Below are 24027 nucleotides of genomic sequence, written 5' to 3'. Positions count from 1 at the left end.
AACGTAAAATGACCTTCCAAAGCGGCCCAGCGCATGATGATCGCGTGATGAATCGCGAAGATCGTCGTCGTATGGAAAAGCAAGGCAAAGGAAAGAGATAATTGATCCCCTGTCCGAGTTGCCACAAACCGGTCGAGATTCTGGATAAGCATGTAGGGACTCTATTCACGTGTCCCCACTGCAATGCAGTTTACTTTATCGATTTTAGCGGGCAGCCGGAAATGGCCAATCACGAAGCTGAAGTAGAAGCCCCAGCAGAGGTCTCTTCAGCTTACGAATCTTCCGCTCAAGACTATTCTGCTTCTCAAGATTTCAATGCGGGCTACAACAATGAAGTTGGCAGCCAAACGCAGACAAACTATTCCAGCGAACAAGCCCCTGAGCAGAGTTTTCAAGCAGAGCAAAACTACGGCACTGATGGCAATTATCAAACCGATCAAGGGGAGGCGATTGAACCTACCGCTGAGGTTGGTTACTCGCCTGACCAAAACTATTCCTCTGAACAAAGTTACGAGTCGCAAGGCGAAGTTTCCCAGGATTCTGCTTATAGTGAAGCTGTGCAAGAGCCTGTTTTTGAAGAGACTCCTTTTGATTTCAACAGAACTTTAGATCAAGCCCCAGCACAAGCACCGCCGCCAGTCAGCGTTTCGGACAGTTCCGATTTTTCTGATGTGACCGACTTCGCGAATGCAGACACAGCGGCCGGTCCTATAACTTATGTTGTGGTGATTGATGGTATTGAATCCAGTCATCTGTTGTATCAGTTGAAGGAAGCCATGACCGACTCACGTTTTGGTTGGGATGTGGCGGAGCTATTAACGACAGTGGGTGGAGGGCGCCTTGTATTGCCGGGCTTAACTCCGGCTAAAGCATCTGTCCTAATCAACCGAATTAAATACCTGCCTTTTAAAATTTCTTGGAGGCAAGATGTTCTTTCAAGTTCCTAAATTTTTGATGATGTTTTTGACAGCTCTTGCGGTCAACGTCGCGTCTGCGAATGAAGGCGGGCACGGTGGTGGAGAAGCCAAAGAGGCTAAAGAAGGCGAAGCTGGTAAGGAAGAAAAGAAGGAAGTGAAGTCTGCCGAGGACAGTTTTTCTGTTGTGCAGGCGCGAGTTCAGGCTTTGGAAGCCAAAGTTCATTCGGGCCAAGAAGAGCTTGAAAAACTCATCGTCGAAAAACAACACACATCAGATTCCAAGCAAGTCGCTGAGATCGTGAAGCAGATGTTGGGCATTCACAAAGAACTTCAAAAAAACCTGAAAGAGTACGACCAGCAGCGGGCTTTATTGAAATATCGCTATCCTGAAAAAGGGCTGACTGAGAAGCGCGAGTATGAGCGCATTGATGTTAAGTCGATTGAGGATATGGAAACGCAAATGAGTCTAACGACCTCAGTAAATCACACCCTGAAGAAGGTGCGTAGCCAGTACGAGACTGCTGAAGAAGCCAAGGCCAATGCGGAAAAAAGATCTGAGGGTGGAAGTGGTAAAAAGTCTTCCAAGCCGGCAGGGGCAAGCCTGACGGAGCCTGTGATTCTTAAGAAGTAGGCAGGTCTGCACTGCGGCTTCGCCGACGGGCCTACGCTTCGGCTTCGCCGACGGGCCTACGCTTCGGCTTCGCCGACTGGCTTACACTTCGGCTTCGCCGAAGTAGTTGACACTGTTCCCGCACAATAAATCTTTTTGTTCATGCTTTTGACAGGTTCTGTGGTTCTGTGTTTCGATCTGACACAGGATATTTGAGTCTTCTTTCTTGGGTCTCGGGAAACTGATATCTTCTTTTAACGGGGGAACTATGTTTCGACATTGGGCTATTTCTGTAGTGCAAATGATGCCTATGGTATTGGTGGCGATGCTTTCGACGGGGTGCCAGACTTCAATGGTTCGGCAGTTCGAGGAAGTGAAGCCCGGCATGGAGAAAGCTCAAGTTCTCGCTTTGATGGGCAGCCCTAATCAAACTCAGCGCTCCCATGGGAAAGATCGCTGGTTCTATAATTTCTACGAAAGCAAAATTCGCTTCCAAAAAGAAGTTCAGTTCTTTGAAGGCAACGCCATTTATGTTGGTGAAGTTTGGCAGGCACCTGTCAGTCAATCGGCAGCCGCGGCAGATGCGAAGAATGCCCAACAGGATAAGTTGATCGACGAACAAATCGCCAAAGATATCGAAACCCATCGCCGCGACTATGAAGGTTATGAGGCGAAGACCAAAGGCGAAGACAAGGTTCGATACGTTCCGCAGTTTGAACCGATTCGTTAGCGAATATCCTCGATCTCAATCTCTTGCCCCAGTACCGAGCGAATCTCGCTCGGGTTGACTTCCAAATTATCCCCTTGTCGCTGACCCAAGAGTTTCAAGTCTGTGACTTTCCATTGAGCATTGTCAGAACTTTCGAAATTGATCGCGGTGGCTTCGATGTGATTTTGGTCGGCGCTGATGCTGCAAGGGCTTTCGAGGATCTTCGTTGAGTTGTTTGAGTCCAGGGTCAGTTGAATCTGTGGATAGCGGTCGCAGGCGAAGACTTTATTTCCGCGGTCATCTTTTACAAAGAAAACACCCAGAGTCAGGTTGATAGAGTCTTTGAACTTTGTCGCATGCACGTCACGCAGGAGTTGGTATTTAAAAGTTTTCTTAAGTTCTGCAAGAGAAAGATGTGAAAGATCCATTCCGGCGACATCGGAGGTGGTCGTGGAACTGTATTCATTGACGGATGCAATGCCGCGATTTTGGATGCGAGTTTCAAGGGATGATTGCTTAATTGCGCCGACCATGACGGTAGTGATCGGGGCGATAACAAGAAGTGCTGCCACTCCCTTCATCTTCCAGGAGAGCTTTAGTTTTCTCGCCTCTTTCATAGGGCCTCCATCCCAATTAGTTTACACCAGGTGAGAGGCTTGATGCGAAAAAAACTCACAAGCCTCCCGGACTTTGGCCTAATCTCAGATGGAAATTCTCGGAATGAGACAGCTGCTAACTAAGCAAGCTCCTGCAGTTTGCGTTTGAGGATTTTCCCGCTGTCGCCCTTAGGAAGAGCATCGAGGAATATAAAGTGTTTTGGAATTTTGAACTTCGCAAGGTTCTGAAGGCAATGATCCAACAGGTGTTGGGTCAGTACAGACTCGTGCTGGCGGACAATAAAGGCTTTGCCGACTTCGCCCCATTTTTCATCGGGAACACCAATGACCGCCACTTCCAGAACTCCAGGGCAGGCGCGCAGGACTTGCTCAAGCTCTACGGGATAAACGTTTTCTCCGCCGGAGATGAACATTTCCTTTTTGCGACCGACAACATAGTAGTAACCTTCAGAGTCACGACGTACGAGGTCCCCCGTGTAGAGCCAGCCGTCTTTGATGGTCTCTTTGGTCGCCTTCTCGTTGTGCCAATAGCCTTGCATGCACGCAGGTCCTTTTAAGACCAGCTCGCCGATCTCATCCGCACCCAACTCGTGACCCTCATTGTCGACGACCTTTGCCTCGACATAAAAATTGGGAAACCCGATGGAGCCAATTTTGCGAAGAGCATCTTCTTCATTCAAAGAAAACACACTCGGTCCAAATTCAGTCAGGCCATAACCTTGGCGAATCGGAATCCCTTTTTTGTCCCAAACTTTGATAAGTTCGATGGGCATCGGTTCACCACCAACGATGGAGTAGCGAATGCTTGAAAGATCGCTTTTCGCAAAGAGCGGTGAGCGCACCATCATATCCATCGTTGTAGGGACGCCGAAAAGAATCGTCGCTTTTTCTTTTTCAGACAGCAAGAGAATCTGCTCGGCATCGAATTTCTTTAGAATCACAACTTTAGCGCCGCGGTGGATGAAGGGCGTTGTTAGCACGTTCCATCCGCCAGTGTGGAAGAAGGGCAAGAAACTGACCGTGCAATCCGTCTGTGAAATATTCAGTCGGAAGGTTGTGTTGATTGAATTCCAAAAGATCATCTTGTGAGTAAGAATGGCGCCTTTTGGAGATCCGGTTGTGCCTGAAGTGTAAAGAATCATCACTGGATCTGTCTCTTCAGGAACAAAAGGATAAACTTCGGCAGAGGCTTTCAGGATCTCTTCAGCAAAACTGTGCGGGCCTTGCAGAAGAAGCTTTTCCGCTTTAACTGAAGTTGGGAGTTTTTCAAGAATGCCAATAAAAGCTTCTTGGCAAATCACTAATTTGGGCGCGGAATCCGTGATGATGTGATCCACCTCGCGCTGAGTGAGGCGGAAATTCACTGGAACCATGATGGCGCCCAGCCTTTGCAGAGCAAAGAACAAAATCACATATTCAAGTTCATTGGTGGCAAGAACCGCAACGCGGTCCCCTTTGCTGATACCGAAAGTTCCGCGCAAATATTGGCTGCCACGATTGGCCATCTCAAAAAGTTGAGCATAGGATAGTTCACGGCCGGTCTCGCCATCTTTAATAGCGATATTCTTCGGAGAGTAAAGATCCCATTTTTTTAGCCAATCAAGTTCTATACTAGCAGTCATAGCCCCATTCCAATGCAAGCGCGGCCATGGACATACCACCACCAGAGCCCAACATAAATACCAAATCACCTTTTTTCATTTTCTTCTGTTGAGCGGCGTCGGCCAGAGCCATACCAATTGATGCAGAACCTGTATAGCCGAAGCGGTCCATGATGTAATGGGCGCGGTCGCGAGGAAGCTCGAGTTTATCAAGAGTTTCGTAGATGCTTTGAACATTAAACTGCGTGATGAAGAAGTGATTGATGTCGCTGGCCTTCTTTTGGAGGCGATCCAAAAGGACATTCGTCAAACGAGGCCAATGAATGCCATTGGTTTCAGGTGGAATGCGCTTAGGGAAGGCAAGCAGATGTTGTTTGTTTTCGACCACCATGTGAGAAACAGGCTGGGCTGTGCCGCCGGCATAGATACCCATGTAGTCGTGATATTGGCCATCCGTGTACATTTGGCTGTCGATGAAGCCGGAGTTATCTTTGGAAGGTTGAATTACGACGGCTCCCGCGCCGTCGGCAAACAACGATGCAATTTTGTAATCATCAAAATTCAGATATTTGCTCATGCCGTATGCGCCAACGACCAAAATATTTTTATATTTTGCATCGGCCGCGATGTACTTCGTTGCAATATCGCAACCTACGACAAAGCCCGCACATGCAGAATTGATGTCGTAGGTTCCTGCATTTACCGCCCCCATGCGGTAGGCGACAACAGAGGCTGTTGAAGGAGAAAGATAGTCAGGTGTATCCGTGGATACAACAATCAGATCGAGGTCTTTAGCTGTAATCCCTGCCGTTTTCATAGCTTGTTCGGCAGCGGGGATGATAAGATCTGAAGTGCGTTGATCTTGGCTCATCCATCTGCGTTCTTTAATGTTTCGGCTTTGTTCTAAGAAAGTTCCGATGTCTTTTTTATAGAGATCATTGAAGTATTGGTTCGTCACCACTTTCTCTGGTGCGTACATTCCTGTCCCAACAATAACTGCGCGTCTCATAAATTTCCTTCCGTGATATTTGCCATCTACAAAATATTTTCGCGTCTTTTGCAAGAACTAAAAAATAGTGCTTTCACTCTATACTCCGAGCGAAAAAGTCCGATTTGCATTGACGAGCAAGGGTGTAGTTGGGGTACGACATTGTGCATGAACAATATTAATTTTAATTTCAAAAATAAAAATGCAGTCGTTACTGGTGGAGCCTCTGGTATCGGTTTTCAAATCACTCTTAGCTTTTTGGAAGCAGGCGGAAATGTTTCTGTTTGGGATTATTCTGAACAAGCATTGCAAACCGCGAAAGATGCTTTTGCAAAATACGCTTCGCAAATTCACTTTGCCCAAGTCAATGTTGGCGATCGTGATTCAGTTGCGAAAGCGGCAGCTTCTTTGCCATGGGCTGTGGATATCCTTGTGAATAACGCTGGTATCACTCGTGATAAATCTTTTGCCAAAATGGGTGCGGATGAGTGGGATGCTGTTATCTCTACAAATTTGACTGGCCTATTCAACGTAACGAAGTCTTTGTTAGAAAAATTTAATTCAGCATCAAATCAAAAGCGTATCATTAGCATTTCCTCTGTTGTTGGTTTGTATGGAAACTTCGGTCAGCTAAATTATGCTGCGGCGAAATCCGGTGTTATCGGTATGACAAAAACTTGGGGTAAAGAGTTGGGTCGCAAAGGCTTTACAGCGAACGCTATTGCTCCAGGATTCATTGCAACGGCGATGACGAAGGCAATGCCGAAGGAAGTTATCGACAGTATGGCTGCGAAAGTGCCTGTGGCTCGTTTGGGTGAAGTTGAAGTTATTGCTAACGCAGTTTTGTTCTTGGCAAGCGAACAGGCTTCCTATATCAACGGCGCAACTTTGAGTGTCGATGGTGGAATTGTTCTTTAATTGATTATTTGGGATCACATCTAGAAGAAGCATCCAAGGCTTGTAACTCAGAAGTTCTTCTTAAAAGGGGATTTTTATGAAGGTTTTAGTTTCCGTTCTTGCGATTTTAGTTTCTTTTAGCGTTTCGGCGGCGACGAACTCTGTGAAGGGTTTCGTTGCCATTAATCCACAGCGCAGCTTGTATGTGGATTACGTAGCGCCAAAAGCAGGAATGCCGACAGTGGTGTTGTTGAATGGTCTTACTTACAGCACTCTTCAATGGGATCAATTTGTTGAACCTCTGGTTAAAAAAGGGGTGGGTGTTCTTCGCTATGATCCGATCGGCATGGGGCAGACGCTTTTAAAATATGCGCCGATTTTTTCTGTCATTCCAATTCAGGATCAAGTGAAAGACCTGGAGGCTTTGCTTCAGGTGATGAATATCAAAGCTCCTTACAATTTAGCGGGACTGTCTTATGGTGGCGGTATGGCTGCGGGCTTTGCGGCAGTTTACCCGGATAAAGTGAATAAGGTGATCATGATGTCACCGTTCACTCGTCCCTTGGACGGCCAGGATAATTGGATCAGGTCGCAGATCTGGGCGACTCGTCAAATGTATCCGTATAATAAATATTCTGATGATGAATTGTACGATTACTTCCTTCATCAAATTGTCTACGCAACTTATCCAAGTGCAGAGCCGATCGTTTTGGAAAATCCATTTAAACTTGAGGCGGTCTTTCGCATGGCGCAGGGAATCCGTCACTTCAACTCAGAAGTGGTTGCCGACAAAATCCCGCAAGGTGCTTTGCATTTGATGGTGGCTCGTCAGGATCAGTATATTCCGGCAAATGTCCTTGAAGAGTACTGGAATAAAGTTCCTCAGGCCTCTCGGGCGAGTCGTTTGTTCGTGAACGGTTCTGAGCATAAGATGGTTGAGGCTGTTCCTGAATTTGCTGCAGCCTGGGTTTATAAAATTCTAATGAATGATCCGGCGATCTCTGGCGGTCGAACTTTTGAAGGATATCCTTTGCGTGGGGAAGCGTGCCCTGTTGATAACGGTGCGACTTTGAAGGTGGTGGAGTAATGGTTCATTTTGAAGTCATCGAAAACGTAGTGCCTGAAAATGTTTTATTCGTTCACGGAAATCTTGCTTCAAATCGCTGGTGGTATCCGGCGCAAGAGGTTTGGAAAAAACAGGCGGAAGGCAAAAACTTTAAAGGCGCGCTAATTTTTGCAGAGTTTCGCGGATGCGGAAAGTCACCGGCTCCTGCGGATGCCAGTGAAGTGAACATGCACACTTTTGCAAAGGACTTTATTTCTTTGGTTAAAAAGCTAAATCGCGGTCCCGTTCATGTTGTTGGACACTCCACCGGGGGGTTGATAGCGGCGTTAATGTTGGCCAAGGAGCCGAGTCTTTTTAAAAAGGCGGTTCTGCTGGACCCCGTGGGGGCGCAAGGAGTGACCTTCGACAGATCTATGATTGCGGCTTTTGAACAAATGAAGGTTGATAAAAATCTGACGGCTGTCGTGATTGGCTCTACGATTCATAATAATAATGCAGAGGCGGAATTCTTTAAAAACGTTATCGTTGAAGACGCCTTCCATGCCGTTAAATCGGTGGGACATTGGGTCCTTGAAGCCCTTGATGGACTTGATGTTCGTGAAGAATTGGGTGCGGTTTCTCATGACGTTTTGGTTCTACATGGGGAGCATGATCAACTTTTGCCGAAGGCTGATTCTGAAGCCATGGCGAAGCTCTTTTCGCGAGGAAAATTTCAGATTATTGAAGGACAGGGGCATTGCGCGAACGTGGAGTCTCCGGAAAAGTTCGTAAGCATCACTCAAAGTTTCTTATTCTAAATCGGGCTCCGGCTTTACCGGAGTCGTTTGATCTTAAATTATTTTGCGCCGCAATAAGAGTATCTCGTCGAGGTGAGGTGTAATTTGTTGCGGTCCCTAGCGTTTTCCGGTACTTATCGAACATTATTACAATACTGTGACAAAACTATTTTGCATCCCCTTGGGAGTGTCAGCCTATGTCTGAAAATAGAGATCATTATAATCGTGGTGGATTGCTTGCGTTTGGCTTTACTATGGTCTTCGTATTTGCATTCTTCTTCTATATCGTTGTTGTTAATAAGGGCGTTGATCTAGGAGAAAACGTTGTTGATCCTACGACAATCAAAGCTGATGCGGGTCCTGCATTTGACATCACGACAGTGAAAGAACCTTGGGTTTCTTCTCCTGAATTGGTTACCTACGGCAAAAAAGTCTTCATGACGAACTGTGCGATGTGCCACGGTAATGAAGGAAAAGGCGACGGAGCTGCGGGACAGGCTTTGAATCCAAAGCCACGTAACTTCGTTGAAGGTAAATGGACTCAAGGCGAAGGTATCATCGCCCATTTCAAAGTTTTGCAACACGGTATTGCTGGTTCTTCTATGGCGGCTTATGCGCACTTTAAGCCAGCTGATCGTTGGGCCGTTCTTCAGTTCATCGAATCTATCACGAATAACAAATCAAAAGACGATCCTGCTAAAGTTGCTGAGTTTGCGAAAACTGCACAGTAATTAGGAAGTTAGAAATGTTTGAAATCAAGCTTGTTTTGAAAACAAAAACAAAGGGAACGGCTCTGTCTCACTCTGGCTTCGCCAGAGTAGTTATAGCAGCCGTTTTTTTCGTTCTGTGTTCGGTAACAGCTTCTCAAGCATACAATGGCCCCGAAGCGGGCATGGCTGCCGGTGATAAGGCGCCAGAGCTTAAAGACATCGGAATCGATGAAAAGCTCGGTAAAAAAATCAATCTGAATACAACTTTTAAAGATGAGTACGGCAAAGAAGTCACTTTGGGTTCTTACTTTGATGGCAAACACCCGGTGATTATTTCACCTGTGTATTTTGCTTGCCCAGGTCTTTGCAACTTCCATCTCAACGGTTTGACTGATGCTCTTAAGCTTATGGATAAAGACTGGAGTGTCGGCAAGAAGTACAAAATCTTGTCTGTGAGTTTCGATTCAAAAGAAACTTCAGATCTTGCTGCTAAGAAAAAAGAAACTTACATGAAGCTTTATGATCGCCCAGATGCTGATAAATCTTGGCATTTCCTCACTGGCGATGAAGCCTCTGTGAAGACGATCACTTCAGAACTTGGATTCAAATTCAGATGGGATGAAGCTCAAAAGGAATGGGCCCACGCTTCGGCGGCGGTCGTGATTTCTCCTGATGGCACAATCTCGCGTTACCTTCCTGGGATCATGTTTCAACCTCAGGATATCAAAATCGCATTGAATGAAGCGACGGAAGGGAAAATCGGAACCTTCGTCGACAGTTTAGTGCTCTATTGTTTTAAGTATGACCCACATCAGAGCAAATTTGTGCTCGCCGCAGTTCAGGTAATGAAAATGGGCGGAGCATTGATGGTTCTGTTGATGGTTTTATGGTTATTGCCAGTTTATATCCGCTCGCGCAGAGCGAAGAACAAATCGGCGGGGAGATAAAGGTACATGATGTGGTTTAATTTAGCGAAGGCCCAATCCTTCATGCCAACAGAAGGGACCGAGATTGCCAAGCAGGTGGACAATCTTTATGGTTTCTTGCTGATTACAAGTTTCATCGCCTGCTTGCTCGTTATCGGCGGTATGATTTATTTCGCTTATAAATATAAGCGTAAATCTGCAAACGATAAAACAGCATACATTTCTCACAGCACAGCTTTGGAGTTCTTGTGGTCATTCATTCCACTTGTAATCTTCCTCGGTGTATTTGCTTGGGGTTGGTACATTTACCACGGCATGAGAACTATGCCGAAAGATGCTCTTGAGATTAATGTCCTTGGTAAACAATGGGCTTGGGAAATCGAATACAAAAACGGTTTCAAAGCAGTTAATGAAGTTGTTGTGCCAATCAATACGGACGTGAAACTTCTTTTGACGTCTCAAGATGTGATCCACTCATTCTTCGTTCCAAGCTTCCGTATTAAACAAGATGCGGTGCCAGGTCGTTACACAGCCTTGTGGTTTAAAGCTACGAAGTTGGGTGAGTTCCATATCTTCTGTGCTGAATATTGCGGAACTTCACATTCAGGAATGATCGGTAAGTTGCGTGTTGTAACTCAAGATGAGTTCAACAAGTACCTAGAAGAAGGACAAGAAGAAGGACAACTTCCTTTGGCTAAACGTGGTGAAAAGCTTTTTGCTTTGAAAGCCTGCGCATCTTGCCACTCTGTCGACAATCCAGCGGTTAAAGTAGGTCCATCATTGTTCCAAGTATTTGGGCATGAAGTGGTGTTGGAAGATGGTTCAAAAGTTGCGGCTGATGAAAACTACATCCGTGAGTCCATTCTTCAGCCGAATGCTAAGATCGTAAAAGGCTTCCCTCACGGGGTGATGCCAACGTTCCAAGGTCAAATTAACGAGAACGAGCTTAACGCACTTGTCGAGTACGTTAAAAGCTTGAGCGGAAAATAAGGAGTGCAGCTCATGGGAAATACATCAGCTCACGGCGAAAACTATTTGAATCATGAAAAAGGCCTCTGGTCTTGGTTAACGACTGTTGACCATAAACGTATCGGTCTTATGTACATGATCACTGTTATGACATTCTTCTTCATCGGCGGGATCATGGCCCTCCTCCTTCGTTTGGAGCTTTTTGCGCCAAACACGGTTCAGGGTGTGGGACAAGTTTTGAAGAACGGTGACATCTATAATCAAGTGCTGACTTATCACGGTGCGATCATGGTCTTCATGGTTATCGTTCCTGGTATTCCGGCAATCTTGGGTAACTTCTTCCTTCCGATCCATTTGGGTGCGAAGGACGTGGCTTTCCCTAAGATCAATCTTTTGAGCTGGTACTGCTTTATGGCAGGTGCGGCTTTGGCGATTGCAACTTTTTTCACTCACAAAATTGATACGGGTTGGACGTTCTACACTCCTTATTCTATCCGTACTGGAACAGCGACTGTTTTGATGGTTCTTGGAGCCTTCATCATGGGGATGTCTTCAGTATTGACGGGTTTGAACTTCATCGTAACAGTTCACAAATTGAGAGCGCCTGGCATGACAATGCACAGAATGCCTTTGTTTGTTTGGGCTCTTTACTCTACAGCGATTTTGCAAATGCTAGCGACGCCAGTTTTGGCGATCACTTTGTTGTTGCTTGCCGCTGAGAAAATCTTCGGTGTGGGTATCTTCGATCCAGCACTTGGCGGAGACCCGGTTCTGTTCCAACATTTCTTCTGGTTCTACTCGCATCCAGCGGTTTACATCATGATCCTTCCAGCGATGGGTATCGTGTCTGAGTTGATTTCGACGTTCTCTCGTAAAGTGATCTTCGGTTACACTGCAATTGCATACTCTTCTTTGGGTATCGCAGCGGTATCGTTCTTCGTTTGGGGACATCACATGTTCGTATCTGGTCAATCAGCTACGGCAGGTATCATCTTCTCATTCATCACGATGCTTGTGGGTGTTCCAACAGCGATCAAGATGTTCAACTGGGTAGCGACTTTGTACAAAGGTTCTATCAGCTTTGAATCTCCGATGTTGTACGCTCTAGGTTTCTTGTTCTTGTTCGCGATCGGTGGTGTGACTGGTATCATGCTTGCTGTTCTTCCAATCGACGTTCATTTCCATGACACTTACTTCGTGGTAGCGCATTTCCATTACGTGATGGTGGGCGGTACTTTGATGGCTTTGATGGGTGGCTTCTATTACTGGTTCCCGAAAATGTTCGGAAAGATGTTCAACGAGTCTTTGGCTCGCTTGTCTTTCGTGTTCATCTTCATCGGTTTCAACGTGACGTTCTTCCCTCAATTCGTATTGGGCGCGATGGGTATGCCACGTCGTTATTTCGACTACATCCCAGCTTACGAAAACTTGAATAAGATTTCGACTGTAGGTTCTTGGTTGATCCTTACTGGTTTCTTGATTGGTCTATACACGATCGTTCAAGGTATCAGAAAAGGTGAAAAAGCTCCGATGAATCCTTGGGGAGCTAAAACTTTGGAATGGCAGACATCTTCTCCACCTCCTCACTTTAACTTTGACGTTGAACCAGTAGTAACTGCGGGGCCTTATGAGTACAGATAATACACACGGCGGAACTCACACTGCTCACGTGTCTCATCACTTTAAAGATGCGACACAAGAGTATGATAGCGGTAAGCAAGGTATTTGGTTGTTCATGGTAACTGAGATCCTGATGTTCGGGGCTATCTTGGTTGGTTATGGAATCTTCCACGTTCTTTATCCTGCGATGTTTGCTGAAGGCGCGAAAGAGCTTGATTGGAAATTGGGTTTCATCAATACGCTTGTGTTGATCTTCTCTTCTTTCACAATGGCGATTTCAATCCAGTTGATTCAGCGTAATAAAACAAAGCAAGCGGCGATCGCTTTAGCGACGACGATTCTTTGTGGTGCGATCTTCATGGTGATCAAATACTTCGAATGGACTCATAAATTCCATTTGGGTTTCTATCCTGGTCGTTACTTGGATCTTGCTAAGACCGGCGCAGAGCACGCAAACCTTGGTATGTACTTCGGTTTCTACTTCTGCATGACGGGTCTTCATGGTCTTCACGTGTTGATCGGTATGGGCTTGATCGCTTGGTTGTTGATCAGAACGATTCGCGGAGATTTCCACTCTCAATACTGGATCCCAGTTGAGGGTGTTGGTATCTTCTGGCATATCGTCGACTTGATCTGGATCTTCCTATTCCCTCTTCTTTATTTGGTGGGTTAATCATGGCAAGCAATAACGAACACAAACACGATCCAAACGTTCTTCATCCACATATCTCTCCAACTTCAATGTACTTGAAAGTTGCAGCAGCATTGTTTGCGTTGACGATTTTGACAGTGGTTGCACATCACTTCCACGTTCAATTGGGTGCCTTTGCTGGTCCAATCGCATTCGGGATCGCGGCAGTAAAAGCGACTCTGGTTTTGTTGTACTTCATGCATTTGAAGGACGACAACAACATGAACCGTGCGATTTTTGCTTCTGGTTTCTTCTTCCTGGTAGTTCTTTTGCTCTTTAGCGTGATCGATATTGCGACTCGCGTTGTAGAGACAAGTCCACTTTAAGATCGTGTTAAAGCTATTCGCGGATCTTACTAAGTTTGGCATAGTCGTTTTCTCAGTCCTTGCGGGATTGGCCGGCTATGCCACCGGTTTTCAAATCGAGCATTCCTTTGACTGGAAAATCTTTCTTGAAACATTGCTTGGGATTTATTTCCTAAGCTCGGGTTCATTGGCCTTGAACCAAGTTCAAGACTGGAAGATCGATTTGAAAATGCCAAGAACTGCGAAACGTCCGATTCCATCTGGCAAAATCAAGCCTGCCGCTGCTGGAATTTTATCCGTCGCTTTTATCGTTGTGGGTCTTCAGTTGCTGTTTACTATCGAACCGGTAGCTGGGTGGGTAGGACTTGTTTGTGTGTTGTTCTACAACGGTCCATACACTCTTTATCTTAAAAGACAGTGGGCCTACGGTGCAGTTCCGGGTGCATTTCCTGGAGCATTACCGGTAACAATTGGTTATGCAGCCGCTAACCCAGACATCTTCAACTCAGAATCGTTGTACTTATTCTTGATTATGTTCTTGTGGCAGATGCCACACTTCTGGGTTTTGGCTATTCGCTATAAGGATGACTACGCAGCAGGTGGAATTCCGGTTTTGCCAGTGGCTAAGGGTATCGACAAAACTTTGTATCAAATTGCCATGTACACATTTGCTTATGTCGGTGTTGCTTTAGCAGCTCCACTCTTCGTTCATGCAAGTTGGTTGTACGTATTGCTTACGATGCCTTTCGTTTTCAAAGTTCTTCAAGAACTGTATCGCTACAATAAATCAAAGGGCACAGAGCGCTTTTTGGCTTTCTTCATGTGGCTTAATGTCAGCATGCTTATCTTCATTGTCATCCCAGTGATCGACAAATGGAACTTCCTCTTCATATCTTCCAACTAGTCGGGCGATGAAAAAGGCCCCGCTGACTGCGTTGTCGGCCTTTTTCCTTCTCTCCGACGTGGCGCTGCCACGCCTGCGTTTCGCGACGGTCTACACTCCGGCTCCGCCGGAGTAAATTCCTCACCAAATCCCCGCATCAAACCAAAATCAGTTCTTTGCTCTTAACTCTTCGGGGGTGTCTATTTGGCGGCTGAAGTGGGCCTTTTGGAAGAATTCGTTTTTGTGGCAGTTTTCGTAGATTTTCATGACTGTTGGGTATTTTGAGAGATCTACGTGGAAGCGTTGGCAAGTGATGACTTGTGGGTAGACATAGAGATCGGCCATGGTGATTTTGTCGCCGAAGCAGTATGTGCCTGAGAATTCAGGGAGAGTTTTTTCCAGGGCTTCCAGTCCTTGAGTTACCCATTTTTGCACCCATTGGTCTTTTTGTTCTTGGGTGAAGCCCAAAGTTTCGCCCAAGTATTGGGTGATCTTTAGATTCCCATACGGATGCATTGAGGAATTTACGATTTCACAAACCTGGCGTATGCGGGCCTTTAGATATGGATCTGCGGGAAAGAGCGATGGAGCCGGTGCGATTTCTTCAAGGTATTCCAAGATCGCAGCGGAGTCGGGCATTACTTTGCCATTGTGAACGAGTGTTGGAAGGCCGCCCAAAGGATTGAGTTTGCGATACTCTGGAGAGTGTTGTTCGCCCTTTAACAAATTGATGGGTTTGTATTCGAAGTCCAAACCTTTGATGTGTAAAGCTGCGCGAACGCGGAAGGAAGTGGAACTTCGAAAATAGTTGTAAAGTACCATTGAGGCCATATACTTACTCCTGTTGAGAGCCATTTCATTCTTGTTTCATTTTCCAGTCAAAGGACTTTTCTATGCCTAGTAGATTTATCTTTTCACTGCGCTTTTCCAGTAAAGTCTTTGTGAAATTATTAAAGCTGTCTATTGCCATGATCTTTTTCATGACGTTATTCCGCATGAATTTATTTTTCCTGAATGTTTATTATGTTCTTCCGGAGTTGAATCCGGGCGAGATCATGCAGTCGTTTATCGCGGGTCTTCGTTTTGATATTCTGGTCTTTGGCTTCCTTTTTATTCCGATCTATTTTTTGGTGTTGCTGCAGGCTACTTTGGAAAAGTGGCCGCCGAATTTCTTCTTCGTCTATAAAACTTATTTTGGCCTTGCTTGGATTGCGATTTGCTCTTTGACCTTTGTCGACTTTTTCTTTTTTGCCCACCATGGAAAGCGCATGCGCTTTGCTGAGTATTCAGGTTGGTCACCTGAGGTTACTTTTGAACAGGCTCAAACATTGCCAATCAATCAATGGATTGTTTTCACGGTCATTTCCATCGTTCTTCTTGTGCTTGGTCACATGTTGATCAAGTCTTTGAAGTTTGGGGAGTGGAAAGATGAGTATTCACCGCATCCCGCCCGTCGCGGTGAGGTGCTATTGAGGATTCTGATTCCATTAATTTTGATAGTCCTGGCTGCCCGCGGATCTGTGATGCCTCATCACCTCGCGTTGGAACACAGCGAAGTATCAAATAGCAAAGAGCTGAACGAAATGGCTCTGAATGCCGTATGGTGTTTTGATAAATAATAAAAAATATGAAAGACTGATCCCTTAGGAGGACGTTTAATGAAAAAGCTGGCTTTATCAGTTTTGTTGACCTTTGGACTTATCTCTTCAGCGGCGCTTGCGGATGCTGACTATGGACTCGAAGTGGGTGTGCGCTCGCAATCCGGGGACGCCGATGGAACGGGTTCAACAACAACATCAAAAACGGCAATTCAATTCGGTGGTATTGTTCATTATCCTATTTCTGGTGGTTGGTATATCCGCTCCGGGATGCTCTATACTCAACGCCCTTTGGTTGTAAAAACCGGCGGAAGCACTGTTGATAATAAAGTATCGATGAACTATCTCGATGTCCCAGTGGCAGTCATGTATAAGTTTGAAGATTATGCTGGAATTTTCGGGGGCGTTTCCCTGGGGATGAACTTGGATAAATCTTGTGATGCTCCCAACTGCGTAGTGACCGATGTGAAGACTCCGATTTTGCCATTTATCTTTGGTGCGAGCTTTAAATTTGCTCCACAACTTGGGGCGACCATTTATTTTGAAAGCTATGGTGATACCGTGGCGAAATCTCCACCAGACAATTTGAAAAACTACCGTGCTGTTGGCGCAAACTTGTTGATCACTTTTTAATTAGGATTTTTCGTGAAATTAGGATCTTTGAAATCAAACGTCAGCCTTGACGGTGAATTGTGTGTAGTTAGCCGTGATTTGAAAACAGCAGTGAAGGTTCCGCAAATTTCCGCAAATCTTCGCGAGGCCATGGAAAAATGGGGCGAGAAGGAATCGGCCCTTCAAAAAGTTTATAATGAGCTGAATGAAGGAAAAGCTTCGGGTGCTTTCGCCGTGAAAGAAGAAGAGTTCCATTCCGCATTGCCAAGAACTTGGTTATTTGCTGATGGTTCTGCTTTCATTTATCACATTAAGCTTGTGCGCATGGCTCGTAAAGCGGCACTTCCTGAGACTTTGACGACAGTTCCTTTGATGTATCAAGGGGAGTGTGGTCAATTCTTGGCTCCTACCGAAGATATTCCACAAAGAGATCCAGCACATGGCACCGACTTCGAAGGAGAAGTGGGTGTGATCACTGACTTCGTTCCTATGGGTGTAACTCCGGAACAGGCTTTAAAACATATTAAGCTATTTGTTTTGATCAATGACGTTTCGTTGCGTGGACTTATTCCTGAGGAGCTTGCGGGTGGTTTTGGATTCTTCCAAAGTAAACCGGCTTCGGCCCTTTCACCATTTGCGGTGACGGCGGATGAATTGGGTTCTTCGTTTAAAGACGGCCGCGTTCAGTTGCCTTTACAGGTTTCTTATAACGGGAATTTCTTCGGTAAAGCGAATGCGGGGGCGATGCACTTTCATTTCGGCCAATTGATTTCGCATGCAGCGAAGACTCGCAACCTGGCAGCAGGGTCGTTGATTGGCAGCGGAACTGTTTCGAATGAAGATCATGCCATGGGTTCTAGCTGTCTGGCGGAAGTTCGAATGATTGAAACTATTGAAACCGGTGCTGCTAAAACGCCATTCATGAAGGCCGGCGACACGGTGGAAATGAAGATGTTCAATGAAAAAGGCGAAAATGTTTTCGGCCGTATCATGCAAAAAGTAAAATCAGTTCAATAGAGCTGTTCGACCAGATTTGAAATAAAAAAAGAGAAGGCACGATGCCTTCTCTTTTTTTACTCTAAGATTTTTGAAAAATTAAAGAGCTTCGATAACACCACACAAGATGCGTGGGCCTGAATTTCCTGCAGGTTGAGATTTCAAATCATCTTTACCTTGGTGAACAACAACTGACTTGCCTACGATGCCATGAGGGCCCGCACCCAAATCAACGCCTTCAATTGTGATTGACGTATTCACTTTACCTTTTCTGTCAGCAGTCACATTGCCCATATCGCCAGCGTGACTTTCGTGACCTGGAGATCCGTGTTTCATTTGAGATGGGTTGAAGTGGCCACCTGCAGAAGCGAAATCCTTCCCAGAGCAATCACCTACTTCGTGGATATGAAATCCATGAGGACCAGGTTTAAGCCCTTCCAGCATCACATCAAGTTTCATTTTTCCGGCACCTTCGTCGGTGAAGTGGATCATGCCTTTTTGTTTTGTACCTTTAGCTGCTTTCAACACTGCTTGTGCTTTTGTAGGTGCTGGTGGAGGTGGTGGAGGAGTAGGTTGTGCGGTTTCAACCGGTTTTTGAGCACAGGCTCCAAGAGCAAGAGTCATAAGAACTGCAGTAGCGATTTTTTTCATGTCATCTCCTGTTGTTACTCCGACTTGGTCAGAGCAATTATGATTGTTTCATGAAAAATATCTTACAAGTCTAAACAGGAATGTCACTACTGATTTGAAATATTGCGGAGAATCTCGACTGACAATAGTGTAATGAAATAGAACCAAAGTACAGCGCGTCCCATTCTGACTTTTGTGAAAAGAGTAGGTCTTGTGGTGAGTGTTGTCATATCACCTCCCTTGTAGTGTCTAGTATCTCATCAGCCAAAGTATAAGAGCCAATTGATAATATCGAACAGAGCTATAGATTTTGATTATTAGACTCGTGTTATTGAGCATTAAGGCGAATGTACCATCCTCTGCAGAGTTGATTTGTAGCCGTAGAGCATAAAGAGATGACACTGTTCCCCTGGGGCGGGGAAGCTTAAAGGGCAACAAGGAGTTTCCCGTGTTAAGCTTTCTCGCTTTTATTTTTCTTTCGACTTCTTATTCCCAAGAGAAAATTCAAATTAAGAACTTCACGCCTCAAGGGACGGTGAAGTCCGTTTCGCAGGTTCGCATCGAATTTGCAAAACCGATGGTAAAGTTGGGAGAGTTCAGTCTGGAAGCTCCGGCGCAGAGTGCTTGTTTTAAAGAAGGACAAGGTCGCTGGGTGGATACTCGCAATTGGGTGTTTGATTTCACGAAGCCATTGAAGGGTGGAGTCCTTTGCGACGTGAAAGTTCATGGACAGAGCTATCAATTCAATACCGGTGGACCTCATATTGAAAATACATTTCCGCGTTTGTATCAACCCATTGATGCAGATCAAAACTTTGTTGTGATTCTTGATTCGCCAATTAGAAAAGAATCTTTGTCCGGTGCCTACTTTGTGATGGAAGGCCTCGGGGATCAAATTCCCGTGATCCAAGTGGAAGGCAGTGAAGCAGAGCAAGTCAAAGAAGCGGCGAAGCACCAGTATCAGTATGAAAAAGAGAACTTCGATGGAAACTGGATTGTCATAAAAGCTAAAAGAAGTTTTCCCGCTGGTGCAAAGGTGACCTTGGTTTGGTCGAAGGCCGTACAATCTTCCTCGGGCATGAGTTCCAAGGAGGATGAAACTTTTGAGTACACAGTGCAGGAGGCATTTAAAGCAGAATTTAATTGCAACCGCGAAGCTCCAGGTAAACCGTGTGTGCCACTTTTGCCGATGACAATTTCTTTTACAGCACCAATTTCTGTAAAAGATGTGAAGCGAATGTATCTTGAATCTGCCAATGGAAAAAAGATCGCGCCCTTGTTGAATGAGAATGATGCCGATAGTGATTTCAAAAGCTATGTCGAGTTCAAGGGACCATTTCCTGAAAAAGTGCAGATGAAATTAATGATACCCGGAGACATTAAAGATGATCAAGGCAGAGCTTTGACCAACAAGGGCCAGTTCCCTTTGATTGTCAAAACCGGAGACAACCCAGCACTTCTCAAATTTGCTGCTAACTTCGGAATTATCGAGGCGGACCCTTCTGCCGCCGTAGCGGTGACTTTACGTCGGGTTGAGAAGAATGTGCAGACCAAGTATGCCGGGTGGACGGGGCAATGGAAAGCCGCGAACTTTAAAGACATCATTCAAGCCTTGAGCGATTTGGAACGGGAGCCCTCTGGCGCTCAGCCTTTTAAGTCGTGGGGAAACGCTCCATTGACGAAGATCCAAGTGAATAAGCCGCTGGTTGCAACTGACACGGAGGTAGTTGGTATTCCTTTGAAAGGCTCTGGATTCTACGTGCTGGAAATGGCCAGTCCCTTGCTGGGTCAACGTCTTTTGGATAAAAAAGCTCCTTACTATGTTCGAACTGCCGCTTTGGTTACGAAAATGGCAGTCCATTTAAAATTCAATCAGGATCAGATCTGGGTTTGGGTTACTGATCTTAAGACGGCGCAGTCTGTTCCGGGCGCTATGGTTTCATTCTATGATGTTAAGGGCGACAGAATTGCTCAGGCGACCAGTGATGCTCAAGGCCTTGCTCATGTGAAGTTAGGCAAATCGATAGATTCCCTGCCTCGTCGCGAAGGTAGCAATTATTACGAAGGCTTCTTCGCAGTGGCGGAAAAGGGCGATGACTTTTCGTTCACTCATTCATCCTGGGATCGGGGTGTTGAATCCTGGAGATTCCAACGGTCGATGGGAAATCGTTTAGAACGGTTGGTGGGGCATGCCGTCTTGGATCGCACGCTATTGAAACCGGAAGAAACAATGTCTGCGAAAGTGTTCTTAAGAAAGCCGAATGAAGCAGGACTTAGTCTGCCGGATCTTAAAGAATGGCCAACGCACTTGAATATCGCTCATGAGTCGGGCTTGCAGACATTTAAAATTCCTTTGCAATGGAATAAGAAGAAGGGCACCGCCAGTTTAAAGTGGAATATTCCTGCTGGGGCGAAGTTAGGCCGATGGATTTTGAATCTTGAAAGAAAGGACCCGGATCTTTTTGTTTCAGTTGGGGATGTCCGTGTTGAAAACTTCCGTGTGCCACTTTTACAAGTGCAAGTTCAAGCGGCCACTTCCAACTTTATTCAACAGCCTGCGATTCCCGTGCAAATTTCCGCAAACTATTTCTCAGGAGGGCCAGCAAGCAAGCTGCCTATGAAGGTTCGTTGGAGTGTCGAGCCAAGCAGCTTCAATATTCAAGACGATGAATTGCAAGATTACTCGTTTGCGAATGGGGCAGTGAAGGAAGGTTTGTTCCGATCCGGAGAAGAGGAAACAGCACGTCCGATTCCGCAAAGTGGCAGCCAGGAAATCACCTTGGACAAAACTGGTGGTCAGAAAGTTGAATTGAATAAAATAAAGTATGCGATGGCGCCTCAGCGCCTCCATGTGGAAGCTGAATATAAGGATCCGAACGGAGAAATTCAAAGCTCGGTTCGTGCCTTCAACTTGTGGCCGTCGTCGTTAGTTTTGGGAATCAAATCTAAATCTTGGTCGGCAACTAAAGATAAAGTTGAATTTCAAATCGCCGCTTTGGATTTACAACAACGTCCTGTCAAAGGTCAGGCGGTCAGTATTTCCCTTTATACCAGCCGTTATTATTCACACCGCAAACGCTTGGTGGGGGGATTTTATTCCTATGATTCATTCCAAGAGGTAAAAAAAATCGGGGAGCTTTGCAAGGGCGTCACAGATGCGAAGGGCGAATTTACCTGTGTCGGAAAATCCTCATATGCGGGATCTGTGATCGCTGTTGCTTCGGCAACCGATTCGCAAGGGCGCCAGGCTCAAGCCAATGTCCACCAATGGATTGTTTCTAAGGAGGAACAGCAATGGTTTGGACCTGATGACAATGATCGGGCCGATCTTATTCCTTTTAAGAAAAACTATGAACCTGGCGAAACGGCCGAGTTCCAGTTGCGAACGCCCTTCCCTCAAGCCCGTGTTTTGGTGACCGTGGAGCGTGAATCAGTTCTTTATTCTGAAGTTGTCGAGGTCAACAGCAGCAAGCCAGTCATTCGCATACCTATTAAAAAAGAGTATGCACCAAACGTAGTGGTGTCCGCATTTGCTATTCGCGGCCGACTTGGCGATCCCAAACCAACGGCCTTGGTCGATCTTGGCAAGCCCGCATTCAAGCTCGGGATGAGTGAGATCAAAGTTGGCTGGAAAGAAAACACCCTGAAGGTTTCAGTTAGTTCTGATAAGAAAAATTATAAAGCTCGAGACACCGCGAAAGTTCAAGTCACAGTTACGGATGCACAGGGGCGTCCGGCCTCTGCCGGCGAAGTTGCACTGGTGGCTGTAGATGAGGGATTGTTAGAACTTCGTGATAACAGTTCTTGGGATATTTTGACTGCGATGATGCAAATGCATCAGCATCTAGTGAAGACAGCCACTGCGCAGACTTTGGTGATCGGGAAAAGACATTTTGGTTTGAAGGCATTGCCAATTGGGGGAGATGGGCGCGGCGGACTTCGTAGAGAGCTCTTTGATACGCTTCTGTATTGGAACCCCAATGTCACTCTCAATAAAGACGGCAAAGCGACCGTTGAAGTGAAGTTGAATGACTCAACGACAAGTTTCCGCATTGTGGCCATCGCCCAGCAAAAGGCCGATCAATTCGGCACGGGTTGGACTTCGATTCAGTCTTCGCAGGACTTGATGATTCTGCCTGGGATTGCCAGCGTCGCTCGAGATGGAGATGACTTCAATGCGGGCTTCACTGTTCGAAATGCCACAAATGAAACCAAAGAAGTGAATGTACAATTGGTGACAGTCCCTACAGTTCCAGGACTTTCCCACAAGAAGATTCGCCTTGAAGGCGGAGCTTCCCAGGAAGTGTTTTGGAATATTAAAACCCCTTCTGCTGAAAAGATTGATTACGTCCTGACGGCTCGTGATGCTCAAGGGAAATTTCTGGATGAGATTAAGAAGTCTCAAAAAATTCTTCCGCTTCGTCAGACGCGAATTTATCAAAGTGAATTTGGTCAATGGCCTGAATTTAAGCAAATTGCCGTTCAAGAGCCTGCAGGTGCGGAATCGGGGCAAAGCTCTGTCATTGTCGAAGCAGCTTCCGCCTTGGGAGATTCCAGTTCCGGTGTGAAGGAATTCTGGAAAAACTATCAGTATACTTGCTTGGAACAGCAGATTTCCAGAGCGGTCAGTTTGAATGACAAAGCCCTGTGGAAAAAGATCGACGAAAAACTGGGATCATATATTGATGACCGCGGTCTTCTAAAGTTCTTCCCGGGTGGTTCGAGCAATGAGGGCAGTGTGGCATTGACCGCCTATGTGGTCAGCCTTGCGCATGAGGCGGGATTTGAGATCAGTGACGATCACGAAGTTCGCTTGTTAGAGGCTTTAACCAACTATTCCGAGGGAAGATTGAGGGAGAGCTCGGCAAGTGGGCGTGTTGATGAAGTGATTAAGAAGATCTCGGTTTTTGAAGCTTTGTCTCGCCACAGACGCTTGAATATTGATCTGTTGAGCACTGTCAGCTTTCAAGGAAGTCAGTGGCCTTTAAATACTTTGGTAGAGTGGTACGAGATTCTGCTCTGGGAGAAAAAAGTTCCAGGCAGAGAGCAGAAACTAGCGGAAATTGAAAATCTTCTGCGCAATAAATTTTATTTCTCTTCTCGAAAGATGCTCCTTAAAGACGAGAATCTGGACGTCATGCCTTGGCTGATGCGCGATGCAGATGGTGCCTCTTTGCGTTTGTTATTGGCTGTTTTGAATGAGCCGCAATGGAAGACTGATCTGCCGCGGATGATTCAGGGATCTTTGGCTCGGCAACATGACGGGGCTTGGATGTTAACCACCGCCAATGCTTGGGGTCGGTTGGCGACGAAAAAATTCGACGAGGTATTTCAGAATGAAAAAGTAACAGGTGCTTTCAAAGCTTCTTTGGATTCAGTTGAGAAAGAGGCGAAATGGTCCCAAGCATCAGTCAACTTGGAACTACCCTGGAAGAAGAGCGAGAAAATGGTGCGCCTCGAACAGAAAGGAACTGGTAAACCTTGGATCACAGTTTCTGCCAAAGCGGCTTTGCCAATCACCAAACCCACCTTTGCCGGTTTCACAGTGGAGAAAGAAATTTCCGCCGTTGAACAAAAGGTCAAGGGTCAATGGAGTGTCGGAGATACAGCCAAAATTCAATTGAAGGTGAAATCACAAGCTCCGCAAACATGGGTGGTGATTGAAGATCCAATCCCTGCAGGTTCGACGGTCTTGACAGCAAGTTGGGCGACGGCAGTGGAAAGAAAGGCCGAATTGATTCGTTTCTATCAGGCTTGGTTCCCAACAGAATCCCAAACCCTGGAGTATACGGTGCGCTTCAATCAGGCAGGCACTTACAAGCTTCCGGCTTCGCGTATTGAGGCGATGTACAGTCCGGACATGTTCGCAGAACTTCCTGAGTCTACTTGGCAGGTGAAAGAGTAGT

Annotated in this window: 22 protein-coding genes; 17 read left to right on the top strand and 5 right to left on the bottom strand. The window is 46.0% G+C overall.

Annotated elements, in window-relative coordinates:
- Nucleotides 1-221 precede the first annotated feature (221 nt).
- From NWE73_RS12920 to bamE, 3 genes are all read left to right on the top strand, one after another.
- The gene (locus tag NWE73_RS12920) at nt 222-947 is read left to right on the top strand and encodes a hypothetical protein (RefSeq protein WP_277578752.1); all 726 of its coding nucleotides are present in this window, start codon (nt 222-224) and stop codon (nt 945-947) included.
- Nucleotides 928-1548 carry a hypothetical protein gene (locus NWE73_RS12915; protein ID WP_277578751.1) on the top strand — a complete coding sequence of 207 codons (621 nt, stop codon included), beginning with the start codon at nt 928-930 and terminating at the stop codon, nt 1546-1548. Before NWE73_RS12920 ends, NWE73_RS12915 begins: the two co-directional genes overlap by 20 nt.
- Before the next feature lie 247 nt (nt 1549-1795).
- Nucleotides 1796-2257 (top strand): outer membrane protein assembly factor BamE domain-containing protein, encoded by a 462-nt coding sequence (gene bamE / locus NWE73_RS12910; RefSeq protein WP_277578750.1) that lies wholly within the window; start codon nt 1796-1798, stop codon nt 2255-2257.
- On the opposite strand, the gene NWE73_RS12905 is transcribed toward bamE, so the two are convergent.
- From NWE73_RS12905 to NWE73_RS12895, 3 genes are all read right to left on the bottom strand, one after another.
- Entirely contained in the window at nt 2254-2853 is a 600-nt protein-coding gene (locus NWE73_RS12905; protein ID WP_277578749.1) for a hypothetical protein, read from the bottom strand. The two genes, bamE and NWE73_RS12905, sit on opposite strands and share 4 nt — an antisense overlap.
- A 119-nt stretch (nt 2854-2972) precedes the next feature.
- Nucleotides 2973-4475: a class I adenylate-forming enzyme family protein gene (locus NWE73_RS12900; protein ID WP_277578748.1), complete on the bottom strand. Its 1503-nt coding sequence runs from the start codon at nt 4473-4475 to the stop codon at nt 2973-2975.
- Nucleotides 4465-5463 carry a ketoacyl-ACP synthase III gene (locus NWE73_RS12895; RefSeq protein WP_277578747.1) on the bottom strand — a complete coding sequence of 333 codons (999 nt, stop codon included), beginning with the start codon at nt 5461-5463 and terminating at the stop codon, nt 4465-4467. The genes NWE73_RS12900 and NWE73_RS12895 overlap by 11 nt, the downstream gene beginning before the upstream one ends.
- Nucleotides 5464-5610: 147 nt before the next feature.
- Between NWE73_RS12895 and fabG the strand changes: the two genes are divergently transcribed.
- The 10 genes from fabG (at nt 5611) to cyoE (ending at nt 14306) form a co-directional block, all read left to right on the top strand.
- Complete coding sequence (gene fabG / locus NWE73_RS12890; RefSeq protein WP_277578746.1) at nt 5611-6360, top strand: 3-oxoacyl-ACP reductase FabG; 750 nt, start codon at nt 5611-5613, stop codon at nt 6358-6360.
- A gap of 76 nt (nt 6361-6436) precedes the next feature.
- Nucleotides 6437-7426 (top strand): alpha/beta hydrolase, encoded by a 990-nt coding sequence (locus NWE73_RS12885; RefSeq protein WP_277578745.1) that lies wholly within the window; start codon nt 6437-6439, stop codon nt 7424-7426.
- On the top strand, nt 7426-8202 hold the full coding sequence (locus tag NWE73_RS12880; protein WP_277578744.1) for an alpha/beta fold hydrolase: 777 nt from the start codon (nt 7426-7428) through the stop codon (nt 8200-8202). Before NWE73_RS12885 ends, NWE73_RS12880 begins: the two co-directional genes overlap by 1 nt.
- A 176-nt stretch (nt 8203-8378) precedes the next feature.
- On the top strand, nt 8379-8912 hold the full coding sequence (locus NWE73_RS12875) for a c-type cytochrome (RefSeq protein ID WP_277578743.1): 534 nt from the start codon (nt 8379-8381) through the stop codon (nt 8910-8912).
- Nucleotides 8913-8926: 14 nt separating this feature from the next.
- Nucleotides 8927-9838, top strand: a complete 912-nt coding sequence (locus tag NWE73_RS12870) for an SCO family protein (RefSeq protein ID WP_277578742.1) — start codon at nt 8927-8929, stop codon at nt 9836-9838.
- 6 nt (nt 9839-9844) lie between these two features.
- Complete coding sequence (gene coxB, locus NWE73_RS12865) at nt 9845-10807, top strand: cytochrome c oxidase subunit II (RefSeq protein ID WP_277578741.1); 963 nt, start codon at nt 9845-9847, stop codon at nt 10805-10807.
- A gap of 12 nt (nt 10808-10819) precedes the next feature.
- A complete protein-coding gene (ctaD, locus tag NWE73_RS12860; RefSeq protein WP_277578740.1) occupies nt 10820-12427 on the top strand; it encodes a cytochrome c oxidase subunit I in 1608 nt (535 codons plus the stop codon).
- Nucleotides 12414-13079, top strand: coding sequence for a cytochrome c oxidase subunit 3 family protein (locus tag NWE73_RS12855; RefSeq protein ID WP_277578739.1), 666 nt, complete (start codon nt 12414-12416; stop codon nt 13077-13079). Before ctaD ends, NWE73_RS12855 begins: the two co-directional genes overlap by 14 nt.
- 2 nt (nt 13080-13081) lie before the next feature.
- Complete coding sequence (locus NWE73_RS12850; RefSeq protein WP_277578738.1) at nt 13082-13423, top strand: cytochrome C oxidase subunit IV family protein; 342 nt, start codon at nt 13082-13084, stop codon at nt 13421-13423.
- Between the two features lie 4 nt (nt 13424-13427).
- Nucleotides 13428-14306 (top strand): heme o synthase, encoded by an 879-nt coding sequence (cyoE, locus tag NWE73_RS12845; protein ID WP_277578737.1) that lies wholly within the window; start codon nt 13428-13430, stop codon nt 14304-14306.
- Between the two features lie 147 nt (nt 14307-14453).
- Here cyoE and maiA read toward each other — a convergent pair whose 3' ends face one another.
- Complete coding sequence (maiA, locus tag NWE73_RS12840) at nt 14454-15116, bottom strand: maleylacetoacetate isomerase (RefSeq protein ID WP_277578736.1); 663 nt, start codon at nt 15114-15116, stop codon at nt 14454-14456.
- A 110-nt stretch (nt 15117-15226) separates the two neighbouring features.
- On the opposite strand from maiA, the gene NWE73_RS12835 reads away from it, so the two are divergent.
- Genes NWE73_RS12835 through NWE73_RS12825 form a run of 3 tightly spaced genes read left to right on the top strand, consistent with a single transcriptional unit; the run spans nt 15227 to nt 17512 of the window.
- Nucleotides 15227-15904 carry an LTA synthase family protein gene (locus NWE73_RS12835; protein WP_277578735.1) on the top strand — a complete coding sequence of 226 codons (678 nt, stop codon included), beginning with the start codon at nt 15227-15229 and terminating at the stop codon, nt 15902-15904.
- Between the two features lie 39 nt (nt 15905-15943).
- Entirely contained in the window at nt 15944-16516 is a 573-nt protein-coding gene (locus tag NWE73_RS12830) for an outer membrane beta-barrel protein (RefSeq protein WP_277578734.1), read from the top strand.
- Between the two features lie 12 nt (nt 16517-16528).
- The gene (locus NWE73_RS12825; RefSeq protein ID WP_277578733.1) at nt 16529-17512 is read left to right on the top strand and encodes a fumarylacetoacetate hydrolase family protein; all 984 of its coding nucleotides are present in this window, start codon (nt 16529-16531) and stop codon (nt 17510-17512) included.
- A gap of 78 nt (nt 17513-17590) precedes the next feature.
- Here the strand turns inward: NWE73_RS12825 and NWE73_RS12820 are convergent, their stop codons facing one another.
- Nucleotides 17591-18142: a superoxide dismutase family protein gene (locus tag NWE73_RS12820; RefSeq protein WP_277578732.1), complete on the bottom strand. Its 552-nt coding sequence runs from the start codon at nt 18140-18142 to the stop codon at nt 17591-17593.
- A 427-nt stretch (nt 18143-18569) separates the two neighbouring features.
- Between NWE73_RS12820 and NWE73_RS12815 the strand changes: the two genes are divergently transcribed.
- On the top strand, nt 18570-24026 hold the full coding sequence (locus NWE73_RS12815; protein WP_277578731.1) for an alpha-2-macroglobulin family protein: 5457 nt from the start codon (nt 18570-18572) through the stop codon (nt 24024-24026).
- Nucleotide 24027 lies beyond the last annotated feature (1 nt).

This window comes from Bdellovibrio svalbardensis (assembly GCF_029531655.1).
Lineage (GTDB): Bacteria > Bdellovibrionota > Bdellovibrionia > Bdellovibrionales > Bdellovibrionaceae > Bdellovibrio > Bdellovibrio svalbardensis.
The sequence above is the reverse complement of the archived record's forward strand: the minus strand, read 5'-3'. Positions and strand labels throughout refer to the sequence as shown.

Coding starts and splice junctions, on each gene's coding strand:
- NWE73_RS12920 (WP_277578752.1), top strand. CDS start 222: ATGGCCAATCACGAAGCTGAAGTAGAAGCCCCAGCAGAGGTCTCTTCA.
- NWE73_RS12915 (WP_277578751.1), top strand. CDS start 928: ATGTTCTTTCAAGTTCCTAAATTTTTGATGATGTTTTTGACAGCTCTT.
- bamE (WP_277578750.1), top strand. CDS start 1,796: ATGTTTCGACATTGGGCTATTTCTGTAGTGCAAATGATGCCTATGGTA.
- NWE73_RS12905 (WP_277578749.1), bottom strand. CDS start 2,853: ATGAAAGAGGCGAGAAAACTAAAGCTCTCCTGGAAGATGAAGGGAGTG.
- NWE73_RS12900 (WP_277578748.1), bottom strand. CDS start 4,475: ATGACTGCTAGTATAGAACTTGATTGGCTAAAAAAATGGGATCTTTAC.
- NWE73_RS12895 (WP_277578747.1), bottom strand. CDS start 5,463: ATGAGACGCGCAGTTATTGTTGGGACAGGAATGTACGCACCAGAGAAA.
- fabG (WP_277578746.1), top strand. CDS start 5,611: ATGAACAATATTAATTTTAATTTCAAAAATAAAAATGCAGTCGTTACT.
- NWE73_RS12885 (WP_277578745.1), top strand. CDS start 6,437: ATGAAGGTTTTAGTTTCCGTTCTTGCGATTTTAGTTTCTTTTAGCGTT.
- NWE73_RS12880 (WP_277578744.1), top strand. CDS start 7,426: ATGGTTCATTTTGAAGTCATCGAAAACGTAGTGCCTGAAAATGTTTTA.
- NWE73_RS12875 (WP_277578743.1), top strand. CDS start 8,379: ATGTCTGAAAATAGAGATCATTATAATCGTGGTGGATTGCTTGCGTTT.
- NWE73_RS12870 (WP_277578742.1), top strand. CDS start 8,927: ATGTTTGAAATCAAGCTTGTTTTGAAAACAAAAACAAAGGGAACGGCT.
- coxB (WP_277578741.1), top strand. CDS start 9,845: ATGATGTGGTTTAATTTAGCGAAGGCCCAATCCTTCATGCCAACAGAA.
- ctaD (WP_277578740.1), top strand. CDS start 10,820: ATGGGAAATACATCAGCTCACGGCGAAAACTATTTGAATCATGAAAAA.
- NWE73_RS12855 (WP_277578739.1), top strand. CDS start 12,414: ATGAGTACAGATAATACACACGGCGGAACTCACACTGCTCACGTGTCT.
- NWE73_RS12850 (WP_277578738.1), top strand. CDS start 13,082: ATGGCAAGCAATAACGAACACAAACACGATCCAAACGTTCTTCATCCA.
- maiA (WP_277578736.1), bottom strand. CDS start 15,116: ATGGCCTCAATGGTACTTTACAACTATTTTCGAAGTTCCACTTCCTTC.
- NWE73_RS12830 (WP_277578734.1), top strand. CDS start 15,944: ATGAAAAAGCTGGCTTTATCAGTTTTGTTGACCTTTGGACTTATCTCT.
- NWE73_RS12820 (WP_277578732.1), bottom strand. CDS start 18,142: ATGAAAAAAATCGCTACTGCAGTTCTTATGACTCTTGCTCTTGGAGCC.